At 48.2% G+C, this 20,734-nt stretch carries 24 protein-coding genes, 1 other RNA gene and 1 pseudogene; 13 read left to right on the plus strand and 13 right to left on the minus strand.

The window, feature by feature from the left end:
- The first annotated feature begins 416 nt into the window (after positions 1 to 416).
- Genes OEY58_20115 through OEY58_20125 form a run of 3 tightly spaced genes read left to right on the plus strand, consistent with a single transcriptional unit; the run spans position 417 to position 1,867 of the window.
- Positions 417 to 845 carry a hypothetical protein gene (locus OEY58_20115; GenBank protein ID MDH5327768.1) on the plus strand — a complete coding sequence of 143 codons (429 nt, stop codon included), beginning with the start codon at positions 417 to 419 and terminating at the stop codon, positions 843 to 845.
- Positions 842 to 1,282, plus strand: a complete 441-nt coding sequence (locus tag OEY58_20120; GenBank protein MDH5327769.1) for a DUF5675 family protein — start codon at positions 842 to 844, stop codon at positions 1,280 to 1,282. The genes OEY58_20115 and OEY58_20120 overlap by 4 nt, the downstream gene beginning before the upstream one ends.
- Positions 1,283 to 1,867 (plus strand): holin family protein, encoded by a 585-nt coding sequence (locus OEY58_20125; protein MDH5327770.1) that lies wholly within the window; start codon positions 1,283 to 1,285, stop codon positions 1,865 to 1,867.
- A gap of 103 nt (positions 1,868 to 1,970) precedes the next feature.
- Here the strand turns inward: OEY58_20125 and OEY58_20130 are convergent, their stop codons facing one another.
- On the minus strand, positions 1,971 to 2,243 hold the full coding sequence (locus tag OEY58_20130; protein MDH5327771.1) for a hypothetical protein: 273 nt from the start codon (positions 2,241 to 2,243) through the stop codon (positions 1,971 to 1,973).
- A complete protein-coding gene (locus OEY58_20135; GenBank protein MDH5327772.1) occupies positions 2,240 to 2,479 on the minus strand; it encodes a hypothetical protein in 240 nt (79 codons plus the stop codon). Before OEY58_20135 ends, OEY58_20130 begins: the two co-directional genes overlap by 4 nt.
- Between OEY58_20135 and OEY58_20140 the strand changes: the two genes are divergently transcribed.
- Positions 2,474 to 2,656, plus strand: coding sequence for a hypothetical protein (locus OEY58_20140; protein MDH5327773.1), 183 nt, complete (start codon positions 2,474 to 2,476; stop codon positions 2,654 to 2,656). The genes OEY58_20135 and OEY58_20140 overlap by 6 nt on opposite strands.
- Before the next feature lie 161 nt (positions 2,657 to 2,817).
- Here OEY58_20140 and OEY58_20145 read toward each other — a convergent pair whose 3' ends face one another.
- The 6 genes from OEY58_20145 to smpB all read right to left on the minus strand — a co-directional run bounded on the left by OEY58_20145 (position 2,818) and on the right by smpB (position 5,512).
- Positions 2,818 to 3,117 (minus strand): hypothetical protein, encoded by a 300-nt coding sequence (locus tag OEY58_20145; GenBank protein ID MDH5327774.1) that lies wholly within the window; start codon positions 3,115 to 3,117, stop codon positions 2,818 to 2,820.
- Positions 3,118 to 3,156: 39 nt separating this feature from the next.
- On the minus strand, positions 3,157 to 3,540 hold the full coding sequence (locus OEY58_20150; protein MDH5327775.1) for a hypothetical protein: 384 nt from the start codon (positions 3,538 to 3,540) through the stop codon (positions 3,157 to 3,159).
- Positions 3,541 to 3,605: 65 nt separating this feature from the next.
- Positions 3,606 to 3,848, minus strand: a complete 243-nt coding sequence (locus tag OEY58_20155) for a hypothetical protein (GenBank protein MDH5327776.1) — start codon at positions 3,846 to 3,848, stop codon at positions 3,606 to 3,608.
- Between the two features lie 351 nt (positions 3,849 to 4,199).
- A complete protein-coding gene (locus OEY58_20160) occupies positions 4,200 to 4,373 on the minus strand; it encodes a hypothetical protein (protein ID MDH5327777.1) in 174 nt (57 codons plus the stop codon).
- A 158-nt stretch (positions 4,374 to 4,531) separates the two neighbouring features.
- Positions 4,532 to 4,894, minus strand: a transfer-messenger RNA (tmRNA) gene (gene ssrA / locus OEY58_20165).
- 144 nt (positions 4,895 to 5,038) lie between these two features.
- Positions 5,039 to 5,512, minus strand: coding sequence for an SsrA-binding protein SmpB (smpB, locus tag OEY58_20170; GenBank protein ID MDH5327778.1), 474 nt, complete (start codon positions 5,510 to 5,512; stop codon positions 5,039 to 5,041).
- Positions 5,513 to 5,819: 307 nt separating this feature from the next.
- Between smpB and OEY58_20175 the strand changes: the two genes are divergently transcribed.
- From OEY58_20175 to OEY58_20185, 3 genes are all read left to right on the plus strand, one after another.
- Positions 5,820 to 7,190, plus strand: a complete 1,371-nt coding sequence (locus tag OEY58_20175; protein MDH5327779.1) for a sodium-dependent transporter — start codon at positions 5,820 to 5,822, stop codon at positions 7,188 to 7,190.
- Positions 7,191 to 7,223: 33 nt separating this feature from the next.
- Positions 7,224 to 7,661, plus strand: a complete 438-nt coding sequence (locus OEY58_20180; GenBank protein MDH5327780.1) for a type II toxin-antitoxin system RatA family toxin — start codon at positions 7,224 to 7,226, stop codon at positions 7,659 to 7,661.
- Between the two features lie 80 nt (positions 7,662 to 7,741).
- The gene (locus tag OEY58_20185) at positions 7,742 to 8,038 is read left to right on the plus strand and encodes an RnfH family protein (GenBank protein MDH5327781.1); all 297 of its coding nucleotides are present in this window, start codon (positions 7,742 to 7,744) and stop codon (positions 8,036 to 8,038) included.
- A 29-nt stretch (positions 8,039 to 8,067) separates the two neighbouring features.
- On the opposite strand, the gene OEY58_20190 is transcribed toward OEY58_20185, so the two are convergent.
- Positions 8,068 to 8,436, minus strand: coding sequence for an outer membrane protein assembly factor BamE (locus tag OEY58_20190; protein MDH5327782.1), 369 nt, complete (start codon positions 8,434 to 8,436; stop codon positions 8,068 to 8,070).
- Positions 8,437 to 8,629: 193 nt separating this feature from the next.
- On the opposite strand from OEY58_20190, the gene fur reads away from it, so the two are divergent.
- Entirely contained in the window at positions 8,630 to 9,037 is a 408-nt protein-coding gene (gene fur, locus OEY58_20195) for a ferric iron uptake transcriptional regulator (protein MDH5327783.1), read from the plus strand.
- A 44-nt stretch (positions 9,038 to 9,081) separates the two neighbouring features.
- Here the strand turns inward: fur and recN are convergent, their stop codons facing one another.
- Complete coding sequence (gene recN, locus OEY58_20200; GenBank protein MDH5327784.1) at positions 9,082 to 10,773, minus strand: DNA repair protein RecN; 1,692 nt, start codon at positions 10,771 to 10,773, stop codon at positions 9,082 to 9,084.
- Between the two features lie 100 nt (positions 10,774 to 10,873).
- A complete protein-coding gene (locus OEY58_20205; GenBank protein ID MDH5327785.1) occupies positions 10,874 to 11,755 on the minus strand; it encodes an NAD(+) kinase in 882 nt (293 codons plus the stop codon).
- Positions 11,756 to 11,934: 179 nt separating this feature from the next.
- On the opposite strand from OEY58_20205, the gene hrcA reads away from it, so the two are divergent.
- From hrcA to OEY58_20230, 5 genes and pseudogenes are all read left to right on the plus strand, one after another.
- Positions 11,935 to 12,963: a heat-inducible transcriptional repressor HrcA gene (gene hrcA, locus OEY58_20210; protein ID MDH5327786.1), complete on the plus strand. Its 1,029-nt coding sequence runs from the start codon at positions 11,935 to 11,937 to the stop codon at positions 12,961 to 12,963.
- Between the two features lie 189 nt (positions 12,964 to 13,152).
- A pseudogene (gene grpE / locus OEY58_20215) lies at positions 13,153 to 13,731 on the plus strand (nucleotide exchange factor GrpE).
- 189 nt (positions 13,732 to 13,920) lie between these two features.
- Positions 13,921 to 15,843, plus strand: a complete 1,923-nt coding sequence (gene dnaK / locus OEY58_20220; protein MDH5327787.1) for a molecular chaperone DnaK — start codon at positions 13,921 to 13,923, stop codon at positions 15,841 to 15,843.
- Positions 15,844 to 15,926: 83 nt separating this feature from the next.
- Positions 15,927 to 17,045, plus strand: coding sequence for a molecular chaperone DnaJ (gene dnaJ, locus OEY58_20225; GenBank protein MDH5327788.1), 1,119 nt, complete (start codon positions 15,927 to 15,929; stop codon positions 17,043 to 17,045).
- 844 nt (positions 17,046 to 17,889) lie between these two features.
- Entirely contained in the window at positions 17,890 to 18,318 is a 429-nt protein-coding gene (locus OEY58_20230) for an SRPBCC domain-containing protein (protein ID MDH5327789.1), read from the plus strand.
- 200 nt (positions 18,319 to 18,518) lie between these two features.
- Here the strand turns inward: OEY58_20230 and OEY58_20235 are convergent, their stop codons facing one another.
- Both OEY58_20235 and OEY58_20240 read right to left on the minus strand, forming a co-directional pair.
- Positions 18,519 to 18,800 carry a DUF768 domain-containing protein gene (locus tag OEY58_20235; GenBank protein ID MDH5327790.1) on the minus strand — a complete coding sequence of 94 codons (282 nt, stop codon included), beginning with the start codon at positions 18,798 to 18,800 and terminating at the stop codon, positions 18,519 to 18,521.
- Positions 18,801 to 19,323: 523 nt separating this feature from the next.
- Positions 19,324 to 20,733 carry an ATP-binding protein gene (locus OEY58_20240; GenBank protein MDH5327791.1) on the minus strand — a complete coding sequence of 470 codons (1,410 nt, stop codon included), beginning with the start codon at positions 20,731 to 20,733 and terminating at the stop codon, positions 19,324 to 19,326.
- Position 20,734 lies beyond the last annotated feature (1 nt).

Consider the following 20,734-nt stretch of genomic DNA (forward strand, 5'->3'; position numbering starts at 1 on the left):
AGCTCAACCAAATCAGCGATGAAGAAGCCAAAATCACCCAAATCGGCTACGACCAATACGGACGCCAAAACAGCCTCACCGACGGCGCCGCCAACAGCATCACCAGCTATTTCGGCGAAGCCGACAGAAGCAATAAAGGACAGCCATGTTATAGAAATTACCAAAACCGGGGTTAGAGTGACCCCGGTTTCCTTTCTTGGAAAAAGGGATGTTGGTTTTGTCTATAATATTACATTAATATGGGTGTCCTCTAATTTCCTGGGAAGCGGTAAGGCGTCAAGTGCTCGGGTGGGGCGTCATAGTCCTGTTATCCAGTATCGGTTATGCAATGTATGATCATCTTGTTAATGCCGTCGCCATCGTGTCAAAGACCAAATAGTCTATAGTAGGAGTATCAACCCTACTGAGGCGCGGTCATGTTAAAATTCATTTTCGGATTCATACCGGTTCCCGTTTTTATAGTTCACTCCCTCAAACACGATTGGCAAGCCGGAGTAAGCTACGGCCTGTTTGTTCTGATTCGCCAAGGCTACGAGCACGACGAGGGATTGATTGAGCACGAGCTGGTCCACTGCAAACAATTCTATTTTGTGTCGTTCTTTTTCTTGGCGCTCATGGTCGGCTTAGGCGCACCGGTTGAGTCGTTACCGCTGTGTATGTTGGCACATCCGGTATTAACAAGGGTTCCTATTTATCGGTATTGGATTGAGGTTTTTGCATATCGGAAGCAATCAAAATTTACCGAGAATCCGTTTATGTCCAGCATGAAATACGCGGAACGAATCAAAAAGCTTTACGGGCTGCCGGAGAGTGTAACCAAGAATGTTGTTGAGGATATATTGTGAACCTCACTCTTGAACGCTACGGATCACTCCCGGGTATCGGCACCTTTGGCGAATTACATGTTGCCGGCAGACGGTTTAAAACGGCAGAGCGCGAGTGGTGTGACAATATGCCGTTTGTATCATGTATCCCGGTGGGCGGCTATATCCTGCAGCCGTATAACTCGCCTAAGTATGGCCGCACCCTGGCAATGGTCAATCCCGAGCATGATGTTTATATGTTTGAACGAGACCGCAAGGAATCCACGGACCGCTTTGCCTGTTTGATTCACGCGGCAAACTATCCCGATCAGGTGCAGGGGTGTATTGCTATCGGTCGGGAGTTGACTTACATCAACGGTAAGTTAGGGGTGACCAGCTCCAAGGCGTCCATGGAGACGTTTCGGAGCTTGGTTGTCGATGGTGGTGAGCATGTATTGCAGATACGGTGGAGGTGTTAGATGGACTGGAGTGCAGTAGGTAAAACGGTAGCTGGGTTTGCGCCTTTACTGGGTAGCGCGCTTGGTCCTGCAGGCACGGCCTTAGGCGGATTAATAGCCTCTGCTTTCGGTGTCGACAACAACCCGGACGCCATTCAAAAGGCCATCCAGGCAGACCCGCAAGCCGCTCTGAAATTGCGCGAGATCGAAAGCAACAACGCTACCGAGCTGCAGCGTATAGTGCTGGCAAATGAATCCAAGCAGTTGGAAACCGTCAACGCAACAATGCGAGCAGAGGCGGCCAGCGCCGATAAATTCACCCGGCGATGGCGTCCGACGTTTGGCTATGTCATGGCGTTTACGTGGACCATGCAAACCCTGTTAATTGTTGTCGGTGTGCTGTATGCCATCATTGCGCGGCCTGAGAACTCCGGTGACATTATCACGGCCCTGGGCACCATGATCGGTGCGCTGTCAACTCAATGGGCGGTAGGGCTTAGCGTGGTGGGTGTGACGGCTTACAAGCGATCCCACGACAAGCAAGTATTAGCAGGACAAAAGCCGGAATCAGCATTAGGGCAAATCCTTGGGAGCTTTAGGAAATGACCGGCCTACTCCTAGAATCCATAATCCCGTCGTTCGTTTTCGGTGCCATCCTCGGCGCAATAGTCGCGCTGCATTTGAGTAAGTCATGCAACTCATCGGACTCTTAACGATTGCGATAGGGTGCCTTATTCTTTGGTTTCAGATTGAGGTAATTTTGACTGAAAGGGCGGCGGGTGGGATTACGGTTTTGGATAGCCGGTTGTGGTTTGTCATCAAGGTGTGGCGACTCCAACAAACCTACCGGCTCCAGTCCTGGTTCGCCAAATACCATCCTCTGGACGCACTTTTTGAGGGCGTCTTTGATAACCCATTCTTGGTGGTCAGGCGGTAGGGCTTCGATCTTTCTGGCCAGCTCTAGGGATATTGGGATTTTCACAAATGCATCAACTCATCCGCTACCCCGTCCCTATAACGTTTTATCCAGTGCTCAAACTCAATTGACGCCCAAAGTAGCTGAGTTGCATGCTTGCCGGTTATCAATTTCCCGTCATCGAAAAACCAAACCGCCTGTTCTTCCGAATTAAACACAGCCGAATATTTTGGATCGACAGCGTTGATGGTTTGATTGTCGGGGTGGTCGGGGTTGTACGTGCATGGTGGGACTAAGTGCATCACAATCTCCTATTCACTGCACACAGCGGCAAGCTGGGCAGCACTCCTGGTTGTCGACAAATGGCCCGTAATAGTCGCAACGAATACACCGATGAAACTCTTTATCAAGCCTTATGTATTGCTCACTTCGCCCGTTATGCGACTTCACTGCAGCCGCCTCAAGTCCAACGTTGTTAGCTACGAGCTTAAAAAACGCGGCAGATGCTATTTCCGAATCGTCAGTAACCGTTTTGTCACTGACCCGTTGCTCTTGATGTCGTATGTAGATTCTATATGTCATTCTGCTGGCCTATTCTGCCTATTCGGCAGTTAAATAGATTAACAATAGTTAATATTCCTTAACTGCCTTGCGGCAGGTATTTAAAGTAGTTACCGAAAAACTCTTTAGCGTCAAGATCCGTTTTAATTACCAGAGGATCTGTGTTGTAAAACTCTCTGTCTGTTGTCAGTGACAGTATCGTGTTGTAAGTTTCTTTTGATACCTCCCTTGACCCATACGATTCACCCATCATCCGCTGCTCAATCCAGTATCGACTGTCTTGACTTATTAGCCCGTACTCGCAAACACAATCCGGGAAATGAATATCAATTAAAATACGCCCCTCGATTTGATTCGCTATTTGAGTCTCTGTGTGCATGATTCCTCCAAAGCCCCGCGTGTGCGGGGCTGATATAATTTAGTTGAGCAATTGAAAAATTTCGTCGTGAGATAATCCAGAGTTTATCAAGTCTCTATATGCAACCTTGTTTTGTGCGTCTCGCTGCTCTTCCGGAGTGGATGCTCTGCCGGTTAATTCGCTTCGTTCGTGTGAGTAACTGTAAACAACGCCGGGAAAAGCGGCTTTCAAATCGTCGACAGCCCACTCGACAATAGTTCTATACAAATCTTCTGTTTCTTCGCTATCGTCGCCTTGCTCGAGTGATGCCAAGATTAAGTCAACGCTACTAGCCGGCATGTCTGTTGTGTAGTTTTTGCCATTGAATTCAAACTGTAAAGCGTAATCATCATCGTCAAGTACGATCGAAATGGGGTGTTCTGCGGATTTATAAATGATGTTCATGATGTCTCCTTTTGAGCCGGGAATCCCCCCGGAGGGTTACAGTTTATTTACTGTATGTGTTAATATTAGTCGCAATTAGTGCGACTGTCAACCACTTCAATAACTTTCTTTTTAGAAAAAACTCCCCAATTATCAATCACATATTTATTTTTATCTTTGGACCAGGAAATTTTAACAGAAAATTGCTCGTCAGCTTTGCGAATCTGGCGGAATAGTGTGCTGCGGTCCCAGCCCATGGCCTCGGCGATAGAGTCGGGGGAGCCGGTGGTTTTGGTGAGGGTGTGTAGGAGGGTTAGGGTTGGGTGCATGGCTCTATTATCTCTTAGTTTTGGGGGTTGGGCTACTGGGTGGCTGGAATATAGGGCGGAACAATAACCGCCCTATATTTATCTATTATCAATCGGGTAATAGGCATTGGGGCGGATCACGATTCCCCGGACAAAAGGCGGGAGTAAAGGCCACCGGGTACACGTAGCGAAACACGGTGGGGTGATTGATTTCGGGCGGGGGCTTTGCTGGCTTGGCTGGGGTTGCTGGTATATCGACATAAATTCGTCGAAGCGCGTCGAAGGGTGGGGCGGTTGCTGTGCTGGTGACATCCATTCGCTGCTCATAGCAAGTCGTTGAAACTGTCCCGCCGCACTCCCAGATCGCAACCACTACTCACCGGCCTTGGGTGGGGTGGCTCTCATCACTTCGCCCCGGCGAGTAGTCCAGGTCTTTAGTCGCTTATTATATCGTGGTTGACACTCGAACCAATGCCAGGTACCGTCGCCGTCCTGAGCCCTCCAGCGCGCCCAGCTGGGCATATCCTTACGTCTCGGCTTGGTCATATCACACCCGCCCCCGTGTCCATGGTGTGTGATTCACAAATAATTCACACCGTAATGGCCGTGTCCATAATCTGGCCAAAACATAGGGTAAATTGGGGGATATGTGAGGGGTATTCAACCAATTGTAGGACGTAACTGGTTGATTTATATAGGTGAATTGGTGGAGGCGGCGGGAATCGAACCCGCGTCCGCAAATCCTCCGCCGTTGGCTCTACATGCTTATTCAGTCTATTAGTTTAACCGTAAATTACCCGACTGGCAGGGAAAACTTACGACGATTCCGGAAAGAGTTTAACGAATCCACCCCGGACGTGCTTCATCGCGATCTTGTGTAGGTCGACCCCAGTGATCTGAGCGCACAAGCACACATCAGGCTGAGGGCACTAAAGCTGGTTATTAAGCAGCTAGTGCGTAGTTGTCGTCGTTGGCAACTATAAGGTTTGCAGCTGGATTAACGAGGTCCTCTGCGCCTCGGCATGCACCTCAGGTTTCATGACCCACGTCGAAGCCAGGTCGCCCCCAGGTAGTAAAAGCTTGAGTTACGAAGTTGGACAGTCTACGGCAATAAAAAGTTCGATACCAGAGTTAATTGGGGTCAGAGCACAGATTTTCCTAATATTAGAAAAATCTGTGCTCTGACCCCAATATCAATATCGACCCCAAAGCTAGCCAGACTTGAGAATACGTTGCCTTTGGCGTTGCCAGTCACGGTCTTTCTCCGTAGCGCGCTTGTCGTGCATCTGTTTACCCTTGGCCAGGCCGATTTCCAATTTCGCGCGACCGTTTTTCCAATACATGGCGAGGGGCACCAGGGTGTAACCTTTACGTTCCACAGCACCCACTAAGCGATTAATTTCTTGCTTATGTAACAATAACTTACGAATACGATTTTGCTGTGGACTAATGTGCGTGGATGCGGTAGGCAGAGGGGTGATGAGGGTATTGGAGACCCAGGCTTCCCCGTTTTTGATGAAAACATGAGCATCACGCAGCTGCACCCGGCCTTCGCGAGCGCTTTTCACTTCCCAGCCTTCCAGTGCCATTCCGGCTTCCATTTTTTCTTCGATGAAAAAGTCGTGGCGGGCTTTTTTATTCAGGGCGATGGTGTTATCGCTGACTTTGGGTTTTTTCTTGGCCATGGGATTGGATGCTTGTCCTTAAAATATTTTGCAGCACTATTATACAACTGTTGAAAATAGGAATAACAGTTAAGCGCTGTAATTTGCCAAGTCTTTTGCACTATTTAGTGGTCCCATACGGTAAATAAGGTAAATTCAGAGGCTCCACTGACTTGCAAAGAACGTTTGTGTTGCGGCTGAATGTTACCTTATTTACCGAATGGACCACTGGCCAGGTTTAATCCCGGGATCCGGTTGTATGCAAGGTAAATTTGGTTAACAATGCGCACTAAATAATGCGCACTAAATGAAGATTTGAGGGATCTCTATGTCTGAACAAAAAAAATCAATGCATGGCGAATGGTCGAATCGATGGATTTTTATTTTGGCAGCAACGGGTTCGGCGGTTGGACTGGGCAATATTTGGAAGTTCCCCTATATCACCGGTGAGAATGGCGGTGGCGCTTTTGTATTAGTGTATCTTATCTGTATAGCCGCCATCGGCATACCCATTATGATGGCCGAAGTCTTGTTAGGTCGCCGTGGCCGCCAAAGCCCCATTAACACTATGAAAGCGCTGGCGCAGGAGGAAGGGCGCAGTGGGATGTGGTCTTTGCTGGGGTGGAGTGGTGTCGTCGCCGGTTTTCTGATTTTATCTTATTACAGTGTTATTGCCGGTTGGGCTTTGTCCTATGTATTGGAAACCGGCTCAGGTACTTTTAAAGGCCAGTCGGCTGAAGCCGTCGGTAAAATGTTTGGTGGATTGGTCTCCGACCCCTGGCGCTTGTTGTTTTGGCATACCTTGTTTATGTTTATGACTATGGCCGTAGTGGCCCGAGGGGTTCAACGAGGTTTGGAGCAGGCGGTGCGGCTGCTTATGCCTGCCTTATTTGTGTTGCTGATTATCATGGTGGGTTACGCCATGAACACCGGCGAATTCAGTACCGGACTGCAGTTTTTGTTTCAACCGGATTTTGGCAAACTCACCTGGGGGTCAGTGCTTACGGCCATGGGTCATGCGTTCTTTACTCTGAGCCTGGGTATGGGTGCCATAATGATCTACGGGTCTTATATGCCGCATAATGCGTCTATTGCGCAGACTTCCTTTTTTGTGGCGCTGGCAGATACCTTGGTGGCCTTACTGGCGGGTATGGCCATATTTCCCATTGTCTTTGCCAACAACCTGGAACCGGGTGCCGGGCCGGGGCTGATTTTTGCCACCTTACCCATCGCTTTTGGACAAATGCCGGGCGGTACGTTTTTCGGCACCGTGTTTTTTGTGCTGCTGGTTTTCGCGGCTTGGTCTTCGTCCATTTCTCTTATCGAGCCCGCCGTGGCCTGGTTGGTGGAGAATAAGGGCATGAGCCGCCTGAAATCCGCCACTATTGCCGGAGTGGCCACTTGGTCTTTGGGATTGATCACGGTGTTTTCCTTTAACATCTGGGCTTTTGAGTTTAGTTTCGCCGGGGCCAAGAAAACCGAAGGGTTGTTCGATATGCTGGACATACTCACCTCCAGCATCATGTTGCCCTTGGGCGGTTTGTTTATTGCCCTGTTTGCAGCCTGGGTTATGAAACGGGGATCCACCATGAACGAACTGGGCATGGGTGACGGTCCAATGTTTAAGTTGTGGCTGTTTCTGGTACGTTTTGTAACGCCGGTAGCGGTGATCATTGTGTTTTTAAGCACGTTTATTTAGACCTTGTTTATTAACAAAGAGAGCAAGCGGTAGATGCCATCCATCAGTAAAAGTGCGCTGGTGCCGTATACGGCAGAGCAGATGTTTGAGATTGTTGACGATGTTGAGGCTTATGCAGAATTTCTGCCCTGGTGCGGTGGTTCTCAGGTGCTCAGTCGTGACGAGGACGAAGTCAAAGCCAGTGTGGAAATTGCCCACAGCGGCATCCATAAGACCTTTACCACCTTGAATCGACGCCAATGCGGTAAGATGATCGAAATGCAGTTGATCGACGGACCGTTTAAACATTTGCACGGTTACTGGCGCTTCAGTTCGCTGGGGGAGCAGGGCTGTAAGGTCTCATTGGATTTGGAATACGAGTTTTCCAACAAATTGTTGGGCTTGGCCGTGGGCAAAGTATTCAGTCAGATTGCCAATACCCTGGTGGATAGTTTTTGCAAACGTGCCGATGCACTGCATGGAGCTTCTTGATGTCAATTTCCAATACCCCGGATGGTCAAAATAACATTGACGCTGATGTGAAAGTTCAAGACACAGACGATGACGTTGCCTTGATTACGGTGGAAGTGGCCTATGCCAAACCGGAAGTGCAAGTGATCAAGACCCTGGCGGTTAATCAGGGTACCACCGTACAAGAAGCGCTGGAGCTGTCCGGCATTTTAGTGGACTTTCCGGAAATTGACGTTGATTCAGCCAAAGTCGGTATTTTCAGCAAAATTACCAAAAAAGATCAGGTGCTGCGGGACAAGGACCGGGTAGAGATCTACCGGCCCCTGATTGCTGATCCTAAAGAGGTGCGCAAGCAGCGTGCAGCGGCGGGTAAGAAAATGCGCAAAGGCGGCGGTTAAGTTACTTAGACGCTTAAATACATCAAACTCTAATGATTAGAAAACAAAGAACGGGTTCCCAATCCGGGTGTTTTCAGGTCTTTCTCAGCCAGGGGTTCTTGGTGGACTTTGATTTCACTCAGTTTGGCGTCACTAAAAAACAGTGTTACATAGCTGTACTGGACTTCTTGAGTCTCACCGTGTTTCATGCGATAGACGAAGTCCCAACGATTTTTGCGAAAGGGATCCGTAATCAAGGGGGTTCCCAGCAGGGCTTTGATCTGGCGTTCGCTCATACCAATTTTGACCTTGTCCATGGTTTCTTTGGTCAGGACATTGCCTTGTTGGACGTCCACACGGTGGGCGGTACAGGCACTGAAAATGGTAACAATTAGCAAAGATAATACGGTTTTAAACATGCATCTGCCTTGGATCGAGAATTTCTGAAAACAAAATTATAAAAACAAAAGTATGAACAAAAGTTAGAGCGAAACGCTAACAATAACTGTCTTCACAATAACCGGACAAAATTAGCGGTGGTTATGGACGGCAATTTTAACCGATAATAAGTTGCTTTGACATGACTTTCGACATGACTAGAGGGACACATTTTTGGCCAGTAAAGAACTGCGTGATGCGGGTTTAAAGGCAACCACCCCCAGGATCAAGATTCTGGAAATTCTGGAGGCGGCAGAAAACCCTCATATGAGCGCCGAGGATGTCTACAAGCAGTTGTTGGAATCCGGAGACGATGTGGGTGTTGCTACGGTATACCGGGTGTTAACCCAGTTTGAATCAGCAGGCTTGGTGAATCGGCATCATTTTGAGGGTGGAAATTCGGTCTATGAACTGAATCAGGGTAACCACCACGACCATATCCTGTGTGTGAAATGTGGTCGTGTGGACGAATTTGTGGATCAATTAATTGAAGAGCGACAAAAAGTCATCGCCGCGGAAGCGGGATACACCATTACCGATCACACATTGTGTATCTATGGCATTTGTAAGGATTGCCAATAGACGTTTTGCAGTGCGTTTTACTTTTTCTTGCCTTTATCTAAACACTAAAGTGGTTTTTCCAGTCTGGGTGTGGACTGACCGCTTTGAATCATTTCCTGTGCGTGTTTCAGCGTTTGTTGTGTGATTTCCAGGCCGCCCAACATACGGGCGATTTCATTAATCCGCTGCTCGCCTTCCAGATTGGTGACGGTGGAGTTGGTGCTGTTTTTACTGCTGGCTTTACTCACAAACAAATGTTGTTGTCCCAATGCCGCCACTTGCGGTTGATGCGTAATACACAAGACCTGACGAGTTTCGCTCAATCGCCGCAGTAAACGCCCCACTATTTCAGCTATTCCGCCACCGATACCTACATCCACTTCGTCAAATATCAAAGTGGGGATACGCCCTTTGTCCGCAATAATGACCTGTAGTGCCAGGCTGATGCGGGATAATTCTCCTCCGGAGGCGACTTTGGTCATGGGTTTGAAAACCTGTCCGGGGTTGGTATTCACCAGAAATTCGACACGCTCCATACCCCCGGCGCTAAAATCGTCCAAAGCTTGCAGGTCCACCTGAAAACGACCGTGTTTCATGCCCAATAACTGCATATTTTCCGTGACCCGTTTTTGTAATTGGGCGGCAAATTTTGCGCGGTTGGCAGAGAGTTTTTTTGCGTATTCGGCGTAGGTTCGTGCCGATTGGTCGATTTGCGCGTCCAGATTATTGGTTTGCTGCTGCACTTGTTGCAGTTCATCCAATTCATCTTTCATTCGCTCGGTGAAGTCGGGCAGCTCTTCGGGTTTGATTCGGTGTTTGCGCGATAAGTCGTGGATCAGCCCCAGGCGTTCGTCCAATTGCTCCAATCGTTGCGGGTCCAGGGTCAGGCTGTTGGCGTAGTGGCTCAACTCATTGACCGCCTCGGACAGTTGTATGGCGGCATCCGTGAGCATTTTGACGCTCTCTTCCAGCACCGGATCGTAGCTTTGCAAGTGTTCCAGGGAGTTAACACAGCGGTTCAATTCGCTGGATAAAGCTCCCTGGTCGGCATCTTTCAACTCATACAGCGTTTTTTCCACGCCTTCGCGAATCTGGTTGAGATTGGCCAGGCGTGAGTGTTCCAGTTCCAGGTTTTCCAGCTCGCCTTCCTGCAAATTGAGCTGTTCCAGCTCTTCTGTTTGATAGGTGAGTAAATCGATGCGGGCATTGCGTTCTTCCCGACTTTTTTCCAATTCTTCCTGTTGTTGGGTCAGGGAACGCCACTGTTTGTAGAGTCTCTCTACCTCTTGCACCAGCGCATTGTGGCCGGCGAAGTCATCCAGCGTCTGGCGTTGGTTGTCCTTTTTCATTAATGACTGGTGCGCATGCTGACCGTGTATATCCACCAGCATATCGCCCAACTGTTTTAAGGTTTGCATGGGCACGGGGTAACCGTTGATATACCCCTTAGAGCGACCGTCCGAGCTGATGGTGCGGCGGATTACGCAGTCTGTGCCGTCATCCAGTTCGTTTTCCTGCAGCCATGTTTCTAAGTCTTTGAGACTGGCGACTTCGATGCTTAGGAATATTTCCGCGCGTTCGGCGCCGTTGCGTATCATGCCGGTGTCGGCGCGACCACCCAGGGCCAGGTTCAATGCATCCAGTAACAGGGATTTACCGGCGCCCGTTTCTCCGGTTAATACCGTCATGCCATGGCATAGGTCCAGTTCCAACTGATCCACCAGAGTGAAGTTGCGTATAAGGATATGGCTGAGCATAATTTCTATTATTTATATCGTAAGTCTGTCGTATGTCGTGTTGTATCTTTTGAATGTATTGTACGTATTCCAGTTAACTGAATGTTAGTTGGTTTGCTGCTTATAAGCGTTTGGCCCAATGCAACTTGGCACGCAGAATAGAATAATAATCGTAACTTTTGGGATGAATAAGACGGATTAAATGTTTGTGCTTGGAAATCACAATGCGGTCTTCCGCTTGCAAACCCAAATTTATTTGCCCATCACAGGTTACCTGTGCCTCCGCTTGATTGCAATCCTTGACAATGATTTCGATTTCACTATCGGCGTATACCACTATGGGTCGGTAAGTCATGGTGTGGGGGCAAATCGGTACCAATAATATGGCGTGCAAACAAGGGTGTAAAATGGGGCCGCCGCCGGAGAGGGCATAGCCGGTGGATCCGGTGGGCGTGGAGACAATTAAGCCATCGGAACGGGTCGAGTTGATAAACTGGCCGTCGATGAAGGTCTCGTATTCCAGCATGCGGGCGCCATTCCATTTGTGCACCACCACATCGTTAAAAGCGCAACTTTGGTTGATCAGTTCGCCATGACGGTAAATGCAGGTATGCAGCAAACCGCGAGGTTCCTCGATAAATTCTCCGGAAAAGACCGCAGTCATTTCCGCTTGCATATCGTCAGGGGAAATATCGGTTAGAAAACCCAGGCGACCCAAATTGAAGCCCAAGAGGGGGACGTCATAATTCACTAAACTGCGGGCCGCATTGAGCAGAGTGCCGTCACCGCCCACGACAATACACAAATCGACACTTTCGCCCAGTTCCCGCCGTGTCAGTGACTGGTACCGGCTCAGTTCGGCGATATTCTCGGAGGTGATATTGTCCACAACAATCTGGCGGTCCCTGGATTCCAGGAATTCGCACAGACTTTGCAACTCAGCAGATACACGGGGATCACCGTATTTACCGATGATGCCGACTTTTTTAAAAATGTCTTCCATGCAATTGTTCTCTTTATATTTTCTGTTTTCCGGCGTGAGTTGCTTGAAACAGGTGTAAGATGCCCATATGGTCTATATTACCGCCTAAGGATTATGGAAGGTAGTAGCTTTATGGTAATTTCCCTATTATCATATTTGAAAGTAAACAATTTGTATCTTATTTTTGTTCGGTAGACGGTGTGTCAGAAAATATAAGTGACAGAGAACAGCTTTTACTGAAGAAGCTCATCGAACATTACATCCGCCAGGGTCAGCCGGTGGGTTCCACCACATTGGCGCGGGAATCCAATCTGGATCTGAGTGCTGCGACTATTCGCAACGTCATTGCTGACCTGGAAAAGCTGGGGCTGGTGCATTCGCCGCATACGTCGGCAGGGCGGGTACCCACGGCTCGAGGCTATCGGCTGTTTATTGATGAGCTGCTCACAATTCGACCGCCCAGTGAGCAGGATATTCAGCAGCTGCGCGAGCGCTTTTCCGAGCAGGCGGATACCAAAACCTTATTATCCTCAACCTCCCAACTGCTTTCCGGTATTACCAAAATGGCCGGTGTGGTCATGCTGCCCAATCAGGAACGCAGCATTTTGCAGCAAATTGAATTTTTACGCTTGGGTGAAAAGCGAATTTTGGCCATCCTGGTATTTGGCAAAAACGAAGTGGAGAACCGCATCCTCAATACCTCTAAGGACTATAAACCTGAGGAATTGCAGCGAATTGCCAATTGCCTTAACCAAGAGTTCTTAGGTAAAGACATTGCTCGGGTACGCCACGAATTGTTGCTGCAAATGCAAAATGCCAAAGATGATGCAGACCGAATTATGATTCAGGCCATCGAAATCGCCAATCGGGTGTTTCAAAGCGATGCCAAACCCAAGGATTACGTTTTGGCCGGCGAGGCCAATTTGCTGGGTTACGAGGATATGGCCGATGTAGGACGTCTGAAGCAGTTATTTGACATTTTTAATGAAAAACAAGCCATACTGCATTTGTTCGATCTTTCCCTGCACGCCCCTGGAGTGCAAATATTTATCGGGCAGGAATCGGGCCTTGATGCCTTGGAGGGCTGCAGCGTGGTTACTGCAACCTATGCCAACAAAGATCAAGTCCTCGGCGCTTTGGGCGTTATTGGCCCAACCCGCATGGAATACGACCGGGTCATCCCCTTAGTGGATGCCACAGCCAAGTTGCTCGGCAATATGCTCAGCTAGCTGAAGATTTCATCCTAAACAGTTTAAAAAGCTTGAAAGGGATAAAAACGTCCCTATATCAGCCTAGACTTGTTATAATTAGAAGCCTTTTAATTTATAACTTTTTGAATTAAAAAAGAATTGACTTGAGAGCCGGTAGAGTAGACCGGTAATCGGGTTACACATGCACAAACATCGGTGGAGATTGGTATGGCCAATGATGATACTGCAGTAGAAAAACAAGAAAAAGACACTGACAGCCAAGAAGACAAAGTAGAGACCTCGGAAGAATCCAAGGAAAGTGCGGCAGCAGAAGCAAAAGACGAAACCGTTGCTAAACTGGAAGCCGAAATTGAGGAACTGAAGAAAAAAGCCGACGAGAACTGGAATCAGTTCCTGTTGGAAAAAGCCGAGAACGAGAATGTTCGGCGCCGTGCCCAAAACGACATCGAAAAGGCAAAAAACTTTGCTATTGAACGTTTTGTGCAGGAGTTGATACCGGTAAAAGACAGTTTGGAGATGGGGCTGGCCGCAAGCAAGGAAGAAGGTGCAGATGTGGCAAAACTCCGGGAAGGAACGGAATTGACGCTGAAAATGTTTGCCGATGTCACGGCAAAATTCGGAATCGAGACCGTAGACCCCTTAAACGAATCTTTTAACCCTGAATTTCATCAGGCCATGACCCTGCAGGAAAGCGACAAAAAGCCCAATACGGTGCTGGCTGTGATGCAAAAGGGATATTTATTGAATGGGCGCTTGATCCGGCCCGCCATGGTGGTTGTGTCCAAAACTATGTCCAAGGAGTCCAAAAAAGATAAAAAAGACAAGGACAAGGGCAAAGACAAGGATTCTAAAGATCAGGATCCGAAAAATGGTACAAATATTGATGAAAAAGCTTGAATTAGCCTGAACCGGCCTTACTTTAAGCTCAGAACCAAAACCTTTAGTAATATAAGTTTTTAACGGAGACCAGGTGCAATGGGAAAAATTATAGGAATCGACTTGGGTACCACGAATTCCTGCGTAGCGGTGATGGAAGGCGGTAAGCCCCGTGTCATCGAGAATGCGGAAGGTGATCGTACCACCCCGTCGGTTGTTGCGTTCACTAGCGATGAGGAAATCGTAGGTGCATCCGCGAAACGTCAGGCGGTAACTAACCCTCAAAATACCTTATATGCGGTAAAACGCCTTATAGGTCGGCGCTTCAAAGATGCGGAAGTTCAAAAGGATATTGACTTGGTTCCGTACAAAATTGTCGAAGCCGACAACGGCGATGCTTGGGTTGAAGCCAACGGCGTCAAAATGGCTGCCCCCGAAATCTCTGCCCGGGTTCTCATGAAAATGAAAAAAACGGCGGAAGACTACCTGGGTGAGCCGGTGACCGAAGCGGTTATTACCGTTCCTGCGTATTTCAACGACTCGCAACGTCAGGCCACCAAAGACGCAGGTAAAATCGCCGGTTTGGAAGTGAAGCGAATTATCAACGAGCCCACCGCCGCGGCCCTGGCGTTCGGCCTGGATAAAAACGAAGGCGACCGCAAAATTGCCGTTTACGATTTAGGTGGCGGTACTTTTGATATTTCTATCATCGAAATCGCCGACATCGACGGCGAACACCAGATTGAAGTGTTGTCCACCAACGGTGACACTTTCCTGGGTGGTGAAGATTTCGACCAACGTTTGATTGATTATCTGGTTGACGAGTTCAAAAAAGACCAGGGTATGAACCTGCGCAACGACCCACTGGCTTTGCAGCGTTTAAAAGAAGCGGCTGAAAAAGCCAAAATCGAGTTGTCCAGCACTCAGCAAACCGACGTGAATTTACCCTATATTACAGCGGATGCCTCCGGCCCCAAACATTTAAATCTGAAACTGACCCGTGCCAAATTGGAGTCGCTGGTTGACGATTTGATCGCGCGGTCATTGGATCCGTGCAGAACAGCTCTAAACGATGCCGGTTTAAGCGCCTCGGAAATCAGCGACGTCATTCTGGTGGGCGGTCAGACCCGTATGCCCAAAGTACAAGAAGCGGTCAAAGGCTTCTTCGGCAAAGAACCCCGCAAAGACGTAAATCCCGACGAAGCGGTAGCGGTCGGTGCTGCCATCCAAGGCGGTGTGTTGGGCGGTGAAGTGAAAGATGTCTTGTTATTGGATGTTACCCCCTTGTCTCTGGGTATTGAGACCATGGGTGGTGTCATGACCAAATTGATCGACAAGAACACCACGATTCCTACCAAGGCTAACCAGGTGTTTTCCACTGCGGACGACAATCAGACCGCGGTAACCGTACACGTATTACAGGGCGAGCGCGAAATGGCATCGGCGAATAAATCCCTGGGTCGATTTGATCTGGCGGATATTCCACCGGCACCGCGCGGCATTCCTCAAATCGAAGTGACCTTCGACATTGATGCCAACGGTATCTTGCACGTATCCGCGAAGGATAAGGCCACTAACCGTGAGCAATCCATTGTCATCAAAGCGTCCAGCGGCTTGTCGGATGAAGAAATCAACCGCATGGTACAAGATGCCGAAGTTCACGCGGCGGAAGATAAGAAGTTCCACGAACTGGTCACCGCACGCAACCAGGCGGATCAATTGATTCACGCCACCAAGAAATCCATGGAGGATTTGGGCGATGAGGTGAAACCGGATGAGAAAACCGCTATTGAAGCGGCAGTGAAAGATCTGGAAGAAGTGAAAAAAGGCGACGATCTGGCAGCCATTGAAGAGAAAACCAAAGTGCTGGTGGAAGCTTCCGGCAAAGTTGCGGAAAGAGCCTATTCCAAAGCCCAGAAAGGCGGTGAACAACCGAAACAGGGTGCTCCGGGCGGCGATGAAGCCGCTGCTGCAGATGATGTAGTGGATGCGGAATTTGAAGAAGTTAAAGACGACAAATAACGCATAAAGTTATAAAAGTGGGAGGGAGACCGAGAATAACCGGTCTCCCTTCGGTGTGTTTAATTCACAAGAATTTTTAAGCCATGTCTAAACGCGATTATTATGAAATTCTCGGAGTAGCTAAGAACGCCAGCGAAGCGGAAATCAAAAAGGCGTTTAAACGTATGGCTATGAAACTGCATCCGGACCGCAACCCGGACAACAAGGATGCTGAAGAGCAGTTTAAAGAGGGTAAGGAAGCCTATGATGTGTTGTCCGATGCACAAAAACGTGCCGCCTACGATCAGTTTGGACACGCCGGGGTCGACCCCAGCATGGGTGGTGCCGGAGCGCGAGGCGCCAGTTTCAGCGATATTTTTGGTGACGTGTTTGGCGATATATTTGGTGGTGGTGGAGGCGGTGGCGGCCGCGCTCGCCGCGGCTCCGATCTACGCTACAATTTGGAATTGAGCCTGGAAGAAGCCGTTAAAGGCACCAGCGTAAAAATTCGCGTACCCACCGCTGTTCCGTGTAAACCCTGTAGCGGCACCGGCGCGAAGAAAGGCACCAAACCCACCACTTGCACCACTTGTAACGGCATCGGTCAGGTGCGTATGCAGCAGGGCTTTTTCTCCCTGCAGCAAACCTGCCCCAAATGCGGCGGTATGGGTCAGTTTATCAGTGATCCTTGCCCCAGCTGTCACGGTCAAGGCCGAGTCCAGGAAAACAAAACCCTGTCCGTCAAAGTTCCCGCCGGTGTCGATACCGGTGACCGCATTCGTCTTAGCGGGGAGGGTGAAGCGGGGGAGAAAGGCGCGCCTCCAGGCGACTTGTACGTACAAGTGGAAGTCAAAGAACACCCCATATTCACTCGGGAAGAAAACAACCTGTTTTGCGACGTCCCCATCAGTTTTGTTACCGCATCCCTAGGCGGCGAACTGGAGGTCCCCACATTGGAAGGACGCGTTAAACTTAAAATTCCCGCCGAAACCCAAACCGGTAAAATGTTTCGTCTCCGCGGCAAAGGTGTTAAGTCCGTACGCGGCAGCATGGTTGGCGACCTGCTCTGTCGGGTGGTGGTGGAAACACCGGTAAAACTCAGTTCCAAACAAAAAGATCTGTTAAAGGAGTTTGCTAAAACCCTGGAAGGGGATAAGCACCGGCCCAAAGAAAGTTCTTGGCTGGATGGGGTAAAGCGGTTTTTCGATGAGTTGCATCTGTAATATGCTTCGTTGAAAAACTTGGAAATATTCCCGATATTCCCTGCGTTTTTCGCCTCGCACTTACCAATTTATTCCCCATCTCTGCTCATCAAGGAATTAATCAGAGGTTCCCTAGTATCGAAAAAGACGTAAGTTTTTACTCGCGTTTTTTTGTGGGTGGGTTTCCTGCTTCTTACAGGGTTTTCCGATCAATGTGCGACTTTTGGGGGAGGCAAAATACCCATTTTCGTAGTAGATTGTTTTATATAAGAATAGTTAACCACGCCATTCTCTGGCTTACTTATTCCGTTAGAAATAAAAATTTCCCTCTCAAACAAATGAAATAAAATTAGAGATGTTGAATATGTACTTCTACATTCTTAACTTGATCGTCAAATGAATAATTGCAACAATTGCAACGACCTTAGAATACATCATACAAAATTGACCAATATACATGACCCAAGACAATTTTATCCATTTCATAGGAACATGGAGATATAATCCACCGTGGGATGATTCAGATGACTGTCGATCGGAGTATGAAATTAGTGGTACAGCTGAACAACCAATCATTAGAGCAAAAGACTTTTATGACAATGAAGAGTTTTTAATTTCAGGCATTAAATGGGACGGGAACGTATTGGAATTTCAGTCACTCATGAAGTCTACGGGAAGAAAAGGAATAAATAAGTTTACATTAGACAAGGAAGGTATAATCAATAATGAGTTTACCTTCACGGAGTCAGATAAATTAACAAAAATAAGATAAAAAGGCGTCCCAATTCGGACGCCAAAACAGCTGCGTGGTTTTTGTTGCCTTCGGTCTACCTAATTATGCAGCAATAGATTAAGGAGGGAGTAAATGAAATCTTTTAGTACAACAATAAAAATTACCGCACCAACAGAAAAGGTTTGGGGTATTCTTACTAATATTACTGAGTGGAGTCATTGGAATACTACCATCGAAAATATTGAAGGGTCAGTTTCAAACGGAAGTAAAGTGACCGTTCGCGCAAAGGCAATTCCCGAAAGAGCGTTCTCGCTCACGGTTTCCGATTTTATTCCAAATGAATCGATGGTCTGGAGCGGAGGAATACCATTGGGCCTATTCACGGGGAAACGTACATATACGATTGCACGGGACGATAACAATGCCACCATTTTTTCTATGACTGAAACCTTTACTGGTTTATTGGCTCCTTTAATAACTCGTTCCATACCGGATTTGCAGCCAACATTCGATGAGTTTTCTAATTGTCTAAAACAGCGTGCAGAGTCCGCAGATGTGTGATTTGTGCACCATACACGTGACATATAATATGGTAGAAGCGGAGGAGTTTAAGATTTCAATTGTTCCTAATATTAGCGAAAGCTGTGGGAGCTAGGGTGTTTAAAACACGATAGAGCAGGATATGTCGAATTTTCCTGGGAAGAGAAACCATCAGCGGAATGAACCCAAACTGTTCCCGGGTTCTGAATGCGCGGCGGCGCTTAGTCCCCGTCTTCATTCTCCTGCGCCAAAAGATACTTGAGTGTATAGGTATCGTAGTCGAATTCAGTGCTGTCCGAGACGGCGGCTAGAATCTTAGGTGCAATGCTCTCACGCTCCTCTTTGATCTCAAAGCTAGAGAAGTTGACCGCGGCTGCTTCAGCGAACATTTTCTCCATCAGCCTTTTTGCCCGCGCTTGGTGGCTCTCGATATCGGTATTGGCGCCTGGAGGGATGTTTTCCTCAATCCAGGTTTCAGCCCATCTAAGGAAACGCTTACTCATGGCTATCCATCTCCTGCATGGTAATTTGGTAGAGCCACTGTGACCCATTTGATAATTCGTCCCAGGTAAAAAAGATTACTACAGTTCATTTAATGCTTCAATAGTCAAAAAACCGGAACAAAATCAGGGTTAGCACGCAGCTTTTTGATAATATTGGGAGCATTTAAGAGCTAACCCGGATGCTCAAACAACATCACGCCTAATCCACGAGCAGCGAGCCAAATGTAATTTTTATAATTATTTTTTACTACTGGTGATTGTAATGTTGACGTGTAGAACTCCAATAGTCGCTGAAAAGTATACAAGTTGATAACCGCTCTTCCGGATACATTTAAAGTGGTCAGTCAGTGATCCAGTACCGTTATTGACACGTTTTATTAGATGGGTGGCTGCTCTGCGACAGCAAAGCTCACAAAATCTTGCATTTTTATGTCATTGCAAATGACTATGTAAAGTCGACATTTATCTATATAGGTAAGACGATAAGGAATACGGCAAGCTTGTGACGCGATCTAATGACGTACTAGCGCGGCAGAACCAATGTGGCTTCCAATCCGCCTTCGCTGTGATTGCGTAATGTAAGATCACCACCATGGGCCTGTGCGATACCTCTAGCGATTGTCAAACCTAACCCAACCCCGCCTGTCTCCCGGCTGCGAGAGGATTCGAGGCGATGAAAGGGTTTAAATACCTCATTGAGCTGTTGCTCCGCTATACCAGGTCCGTGGTCTATAATGCGGATGGTAAGTTGTTGCTCGGTATCTGTCACTGAGACCTTTGCCCAATCGCCATACTTGATGGCGTTGTCCATAAGGTTCTCCAAACACCGACGCAAAGCCATGGGTTGTGCCGCATAAGGTTTCGATTCTCCGCTTACTTCGACATTTTGCCCCATGGCTTGGCGGTCATCCTGTAAGGTTTCCAGCAAAGCCATGATGTCCATTGCTTGGGGCGTTTCGTGTTGTTGCTCTCCGCGTAGAAATTCCAAAGTCGCGGCTGTCATGATTTCCATATCATTTATGTCATGCAAAATATTTTCGCGCGTGGATTCGTCTTCCAACAGTTCCGCACGCAATCGTAACCGGGTAATAGGCGTTTTCAGATCATGGGAAATTGCGGCAAAGAAACGCTCACGTTCACGGACATAGTTGGTGATTCGCTTTTGCATTGTATTAAAAGCCTTTGCCGCATGTTGAACTTCTTTCGCACCCTGGTCCTCATTCAGCGGTGGCCGGTTGATATCCCGGCCTAATGCTTCTGCAGCCTGTCCCAATGACGCCAATGGTCGCGTAACCCAGCGCACCGCCCACAACGACAAACCCACTACAGAAAGCAGAAGAACCAAAAGTGTCGAGATCAATTTGCCGGGTATAAGAAAATGATCTTCGGGCAGTCCTTGCAACATACCTACCCAGGTCCCATCGCTGAGCTGTGCTTCCATTTTATACACGGTTGCTTCAAAACCCATCATTTGCCGGTGCACAGATTTGTCGTGGTCGTGACGCATACCCATCATGCCCGGCATGGGTGGGAGTTCTTCTGCAGCCACAATGGATACATTGACCGGCCGGGAACCCAGTTGGCGTGTCAATAGTGCCATCATGTGGCCGGTGTGAGCGGACTGTATATCTGCCCGGATTTCGCCAAGGCTCGGTTCCTGAACCAGAAAAACACGCAAGGTTGGTGAGTTCAGGCTTTGAACAATAAGTCGGCGTTGGGTTGACGGCAGGCTATCCATCAATTCAACGATACCGACAAACCGTTGGGTTGTGTACCAGCCACCGGCTTCGTAAAGGCTGGCAGCCCGGTCACGTAACAATATATATGCACCGAGTGATTGTGCCACCAATAGACCGACCAGCAGTACCAACACCAGGCGTCCAAACAAGCTATGCGGGAACCTAGTGTGTTTTGGCGATGTGAGCTTTTGCATA

The sequence above is a fragment of the Gammaproteobacteria bacterium genome (genome assembly GCA_029882975.1).
In the GTDB taxonomy this organism is placed as follows: domain Bacteria; phylum Pseudomonadota; class Gammaproteobacteria; order SZUA-152; family SZUA-152; genus JAJDNG01.

Excerpts from the sequence above, each read along its gene's own strand:
- OEY58_20115 (MDH5327768.1), top strand. The coding sequence starts at position 417 with ATGTTAAAATTCATTTTCGGATTCATACCGGTTCCCGTTTTTATAGTT.
- OEY58_20125 (MDH5327770.1), top strand. The coding sequence starts at position 1,283 with ATGGACTGGAGTGCAGTAGGTAAAACGGTAGCTGGGTTTGCGCCTTTA.
- OEY58_20135 (MDH5327772.1), bottom strand. The coding sequence starts at position 2,479 with ATGCACTTAGTCCCACCATGCACGTACAACCCCGACCACCCCGACAAT.
- OEY58_20145 (MDH5327774.1), bottom strand. The coding sequence starts at position 3,117 with ATGCACACAGAGACTCAAATAGCGAATCAAATCGAGGGGCGTATTTTA.
- OEY58_20150 (MDH5327775.1), bottom strand. The coding sequence starts at position 3,540 with ATGAACATCATTTATAAATCCGCAGAACACCCCATTTCGATCGTACTT.
- OEY58_20155 (MDH5327776.1), bottom strand. The coding sequence starts at position 3,848 with ATGCACCCAACCCTAACCCTCCTACACACCCTCACCAAAACCACCGGC.
- OEY58_20160 (MDH5327777.1), bottom strand. The coding sequence starts at position 4,373 with ATGACCAAGCCGAGACGTAAGGATATGCCCAGCTGGGCGCGCTGGAGG.
- smpB (MDH5327778.1), bottom strand. The coding sequence starts at position 5,512 with ATGGCCAAGAAAAAACCCAAAGTCAGCGATAACACCATCGCCCTGAAT.
- OEY58_20175 (MDH5327779.1), top strand. The coding sequence starts at position 5,820 with ATGTCTGAACAAAAAAAATCAATGCATGGCGAATGGTCGAATCGATGG.
- OEY58_20180 (MDH5327780.1), top strand. The coding sequence starts at position 7,224 with ATGCCATCCATCAGTAAAAGTGCGCTGGTGCCGTATACGGCAGAGCAG.
- OEY58_20190 (MDH5327782.1), bottom strand. The coding sequence starts at position 8,436 with ATGTTTAAAACCGTATTATCTTTGCTAATTGTTACCATTTTCAGTGCC.
- recN (MDH5327784.1), bottom strand. The coding sequence starts at position 10,773 with ATGCTCAGCCATATCCTTATACGCAACTTCACTCTGGTGGATCAGTTG.
- OEY58_20205 (MDH5327785.1), bottom strand. The coding sequence starts at position 11,755 with ATGGAAGACATTTTTAAAAAAGTCGGCATCATCGGTAAATACGGTGAT.
- dnaK (MDH5327787.1), top strand. The coding sequence starts at position 13,921 with ATGGGAAAAATTATAGGAATCGACTTGGGTACCACGAATTCCTGCGTA.
- dnaJ (MDH5327788.1), top strand. The coding sequence starts at position 15,927 with ATGTCTAAACGCGATTATTATGAAATTCTCGGAGTAGCTAAGAACGCC.
- OEY58_20230 (MDH5327789.1), top strand. The coding sequence starts at position 17,890 with ATGAAATCTTTTAGTACAACAATAAAAATTACCGCACCAACAGAAAAG.
- OEY58_20235 (MDH5327790.1), bottom strand. The coding sequence starts at position 18,800 with ATGAGTAAGCGTTTCCTTAGATGGGCTGAAACCTGGATTGAGGAAAAC.
- OEY58_20240 (MDH5327791.1), bottom strand. The coding sequence starts at position 20,733 with ATGCAAAAGCTCACATCGCCAAAACACACTAGGTTCCCGCATAGCTTG.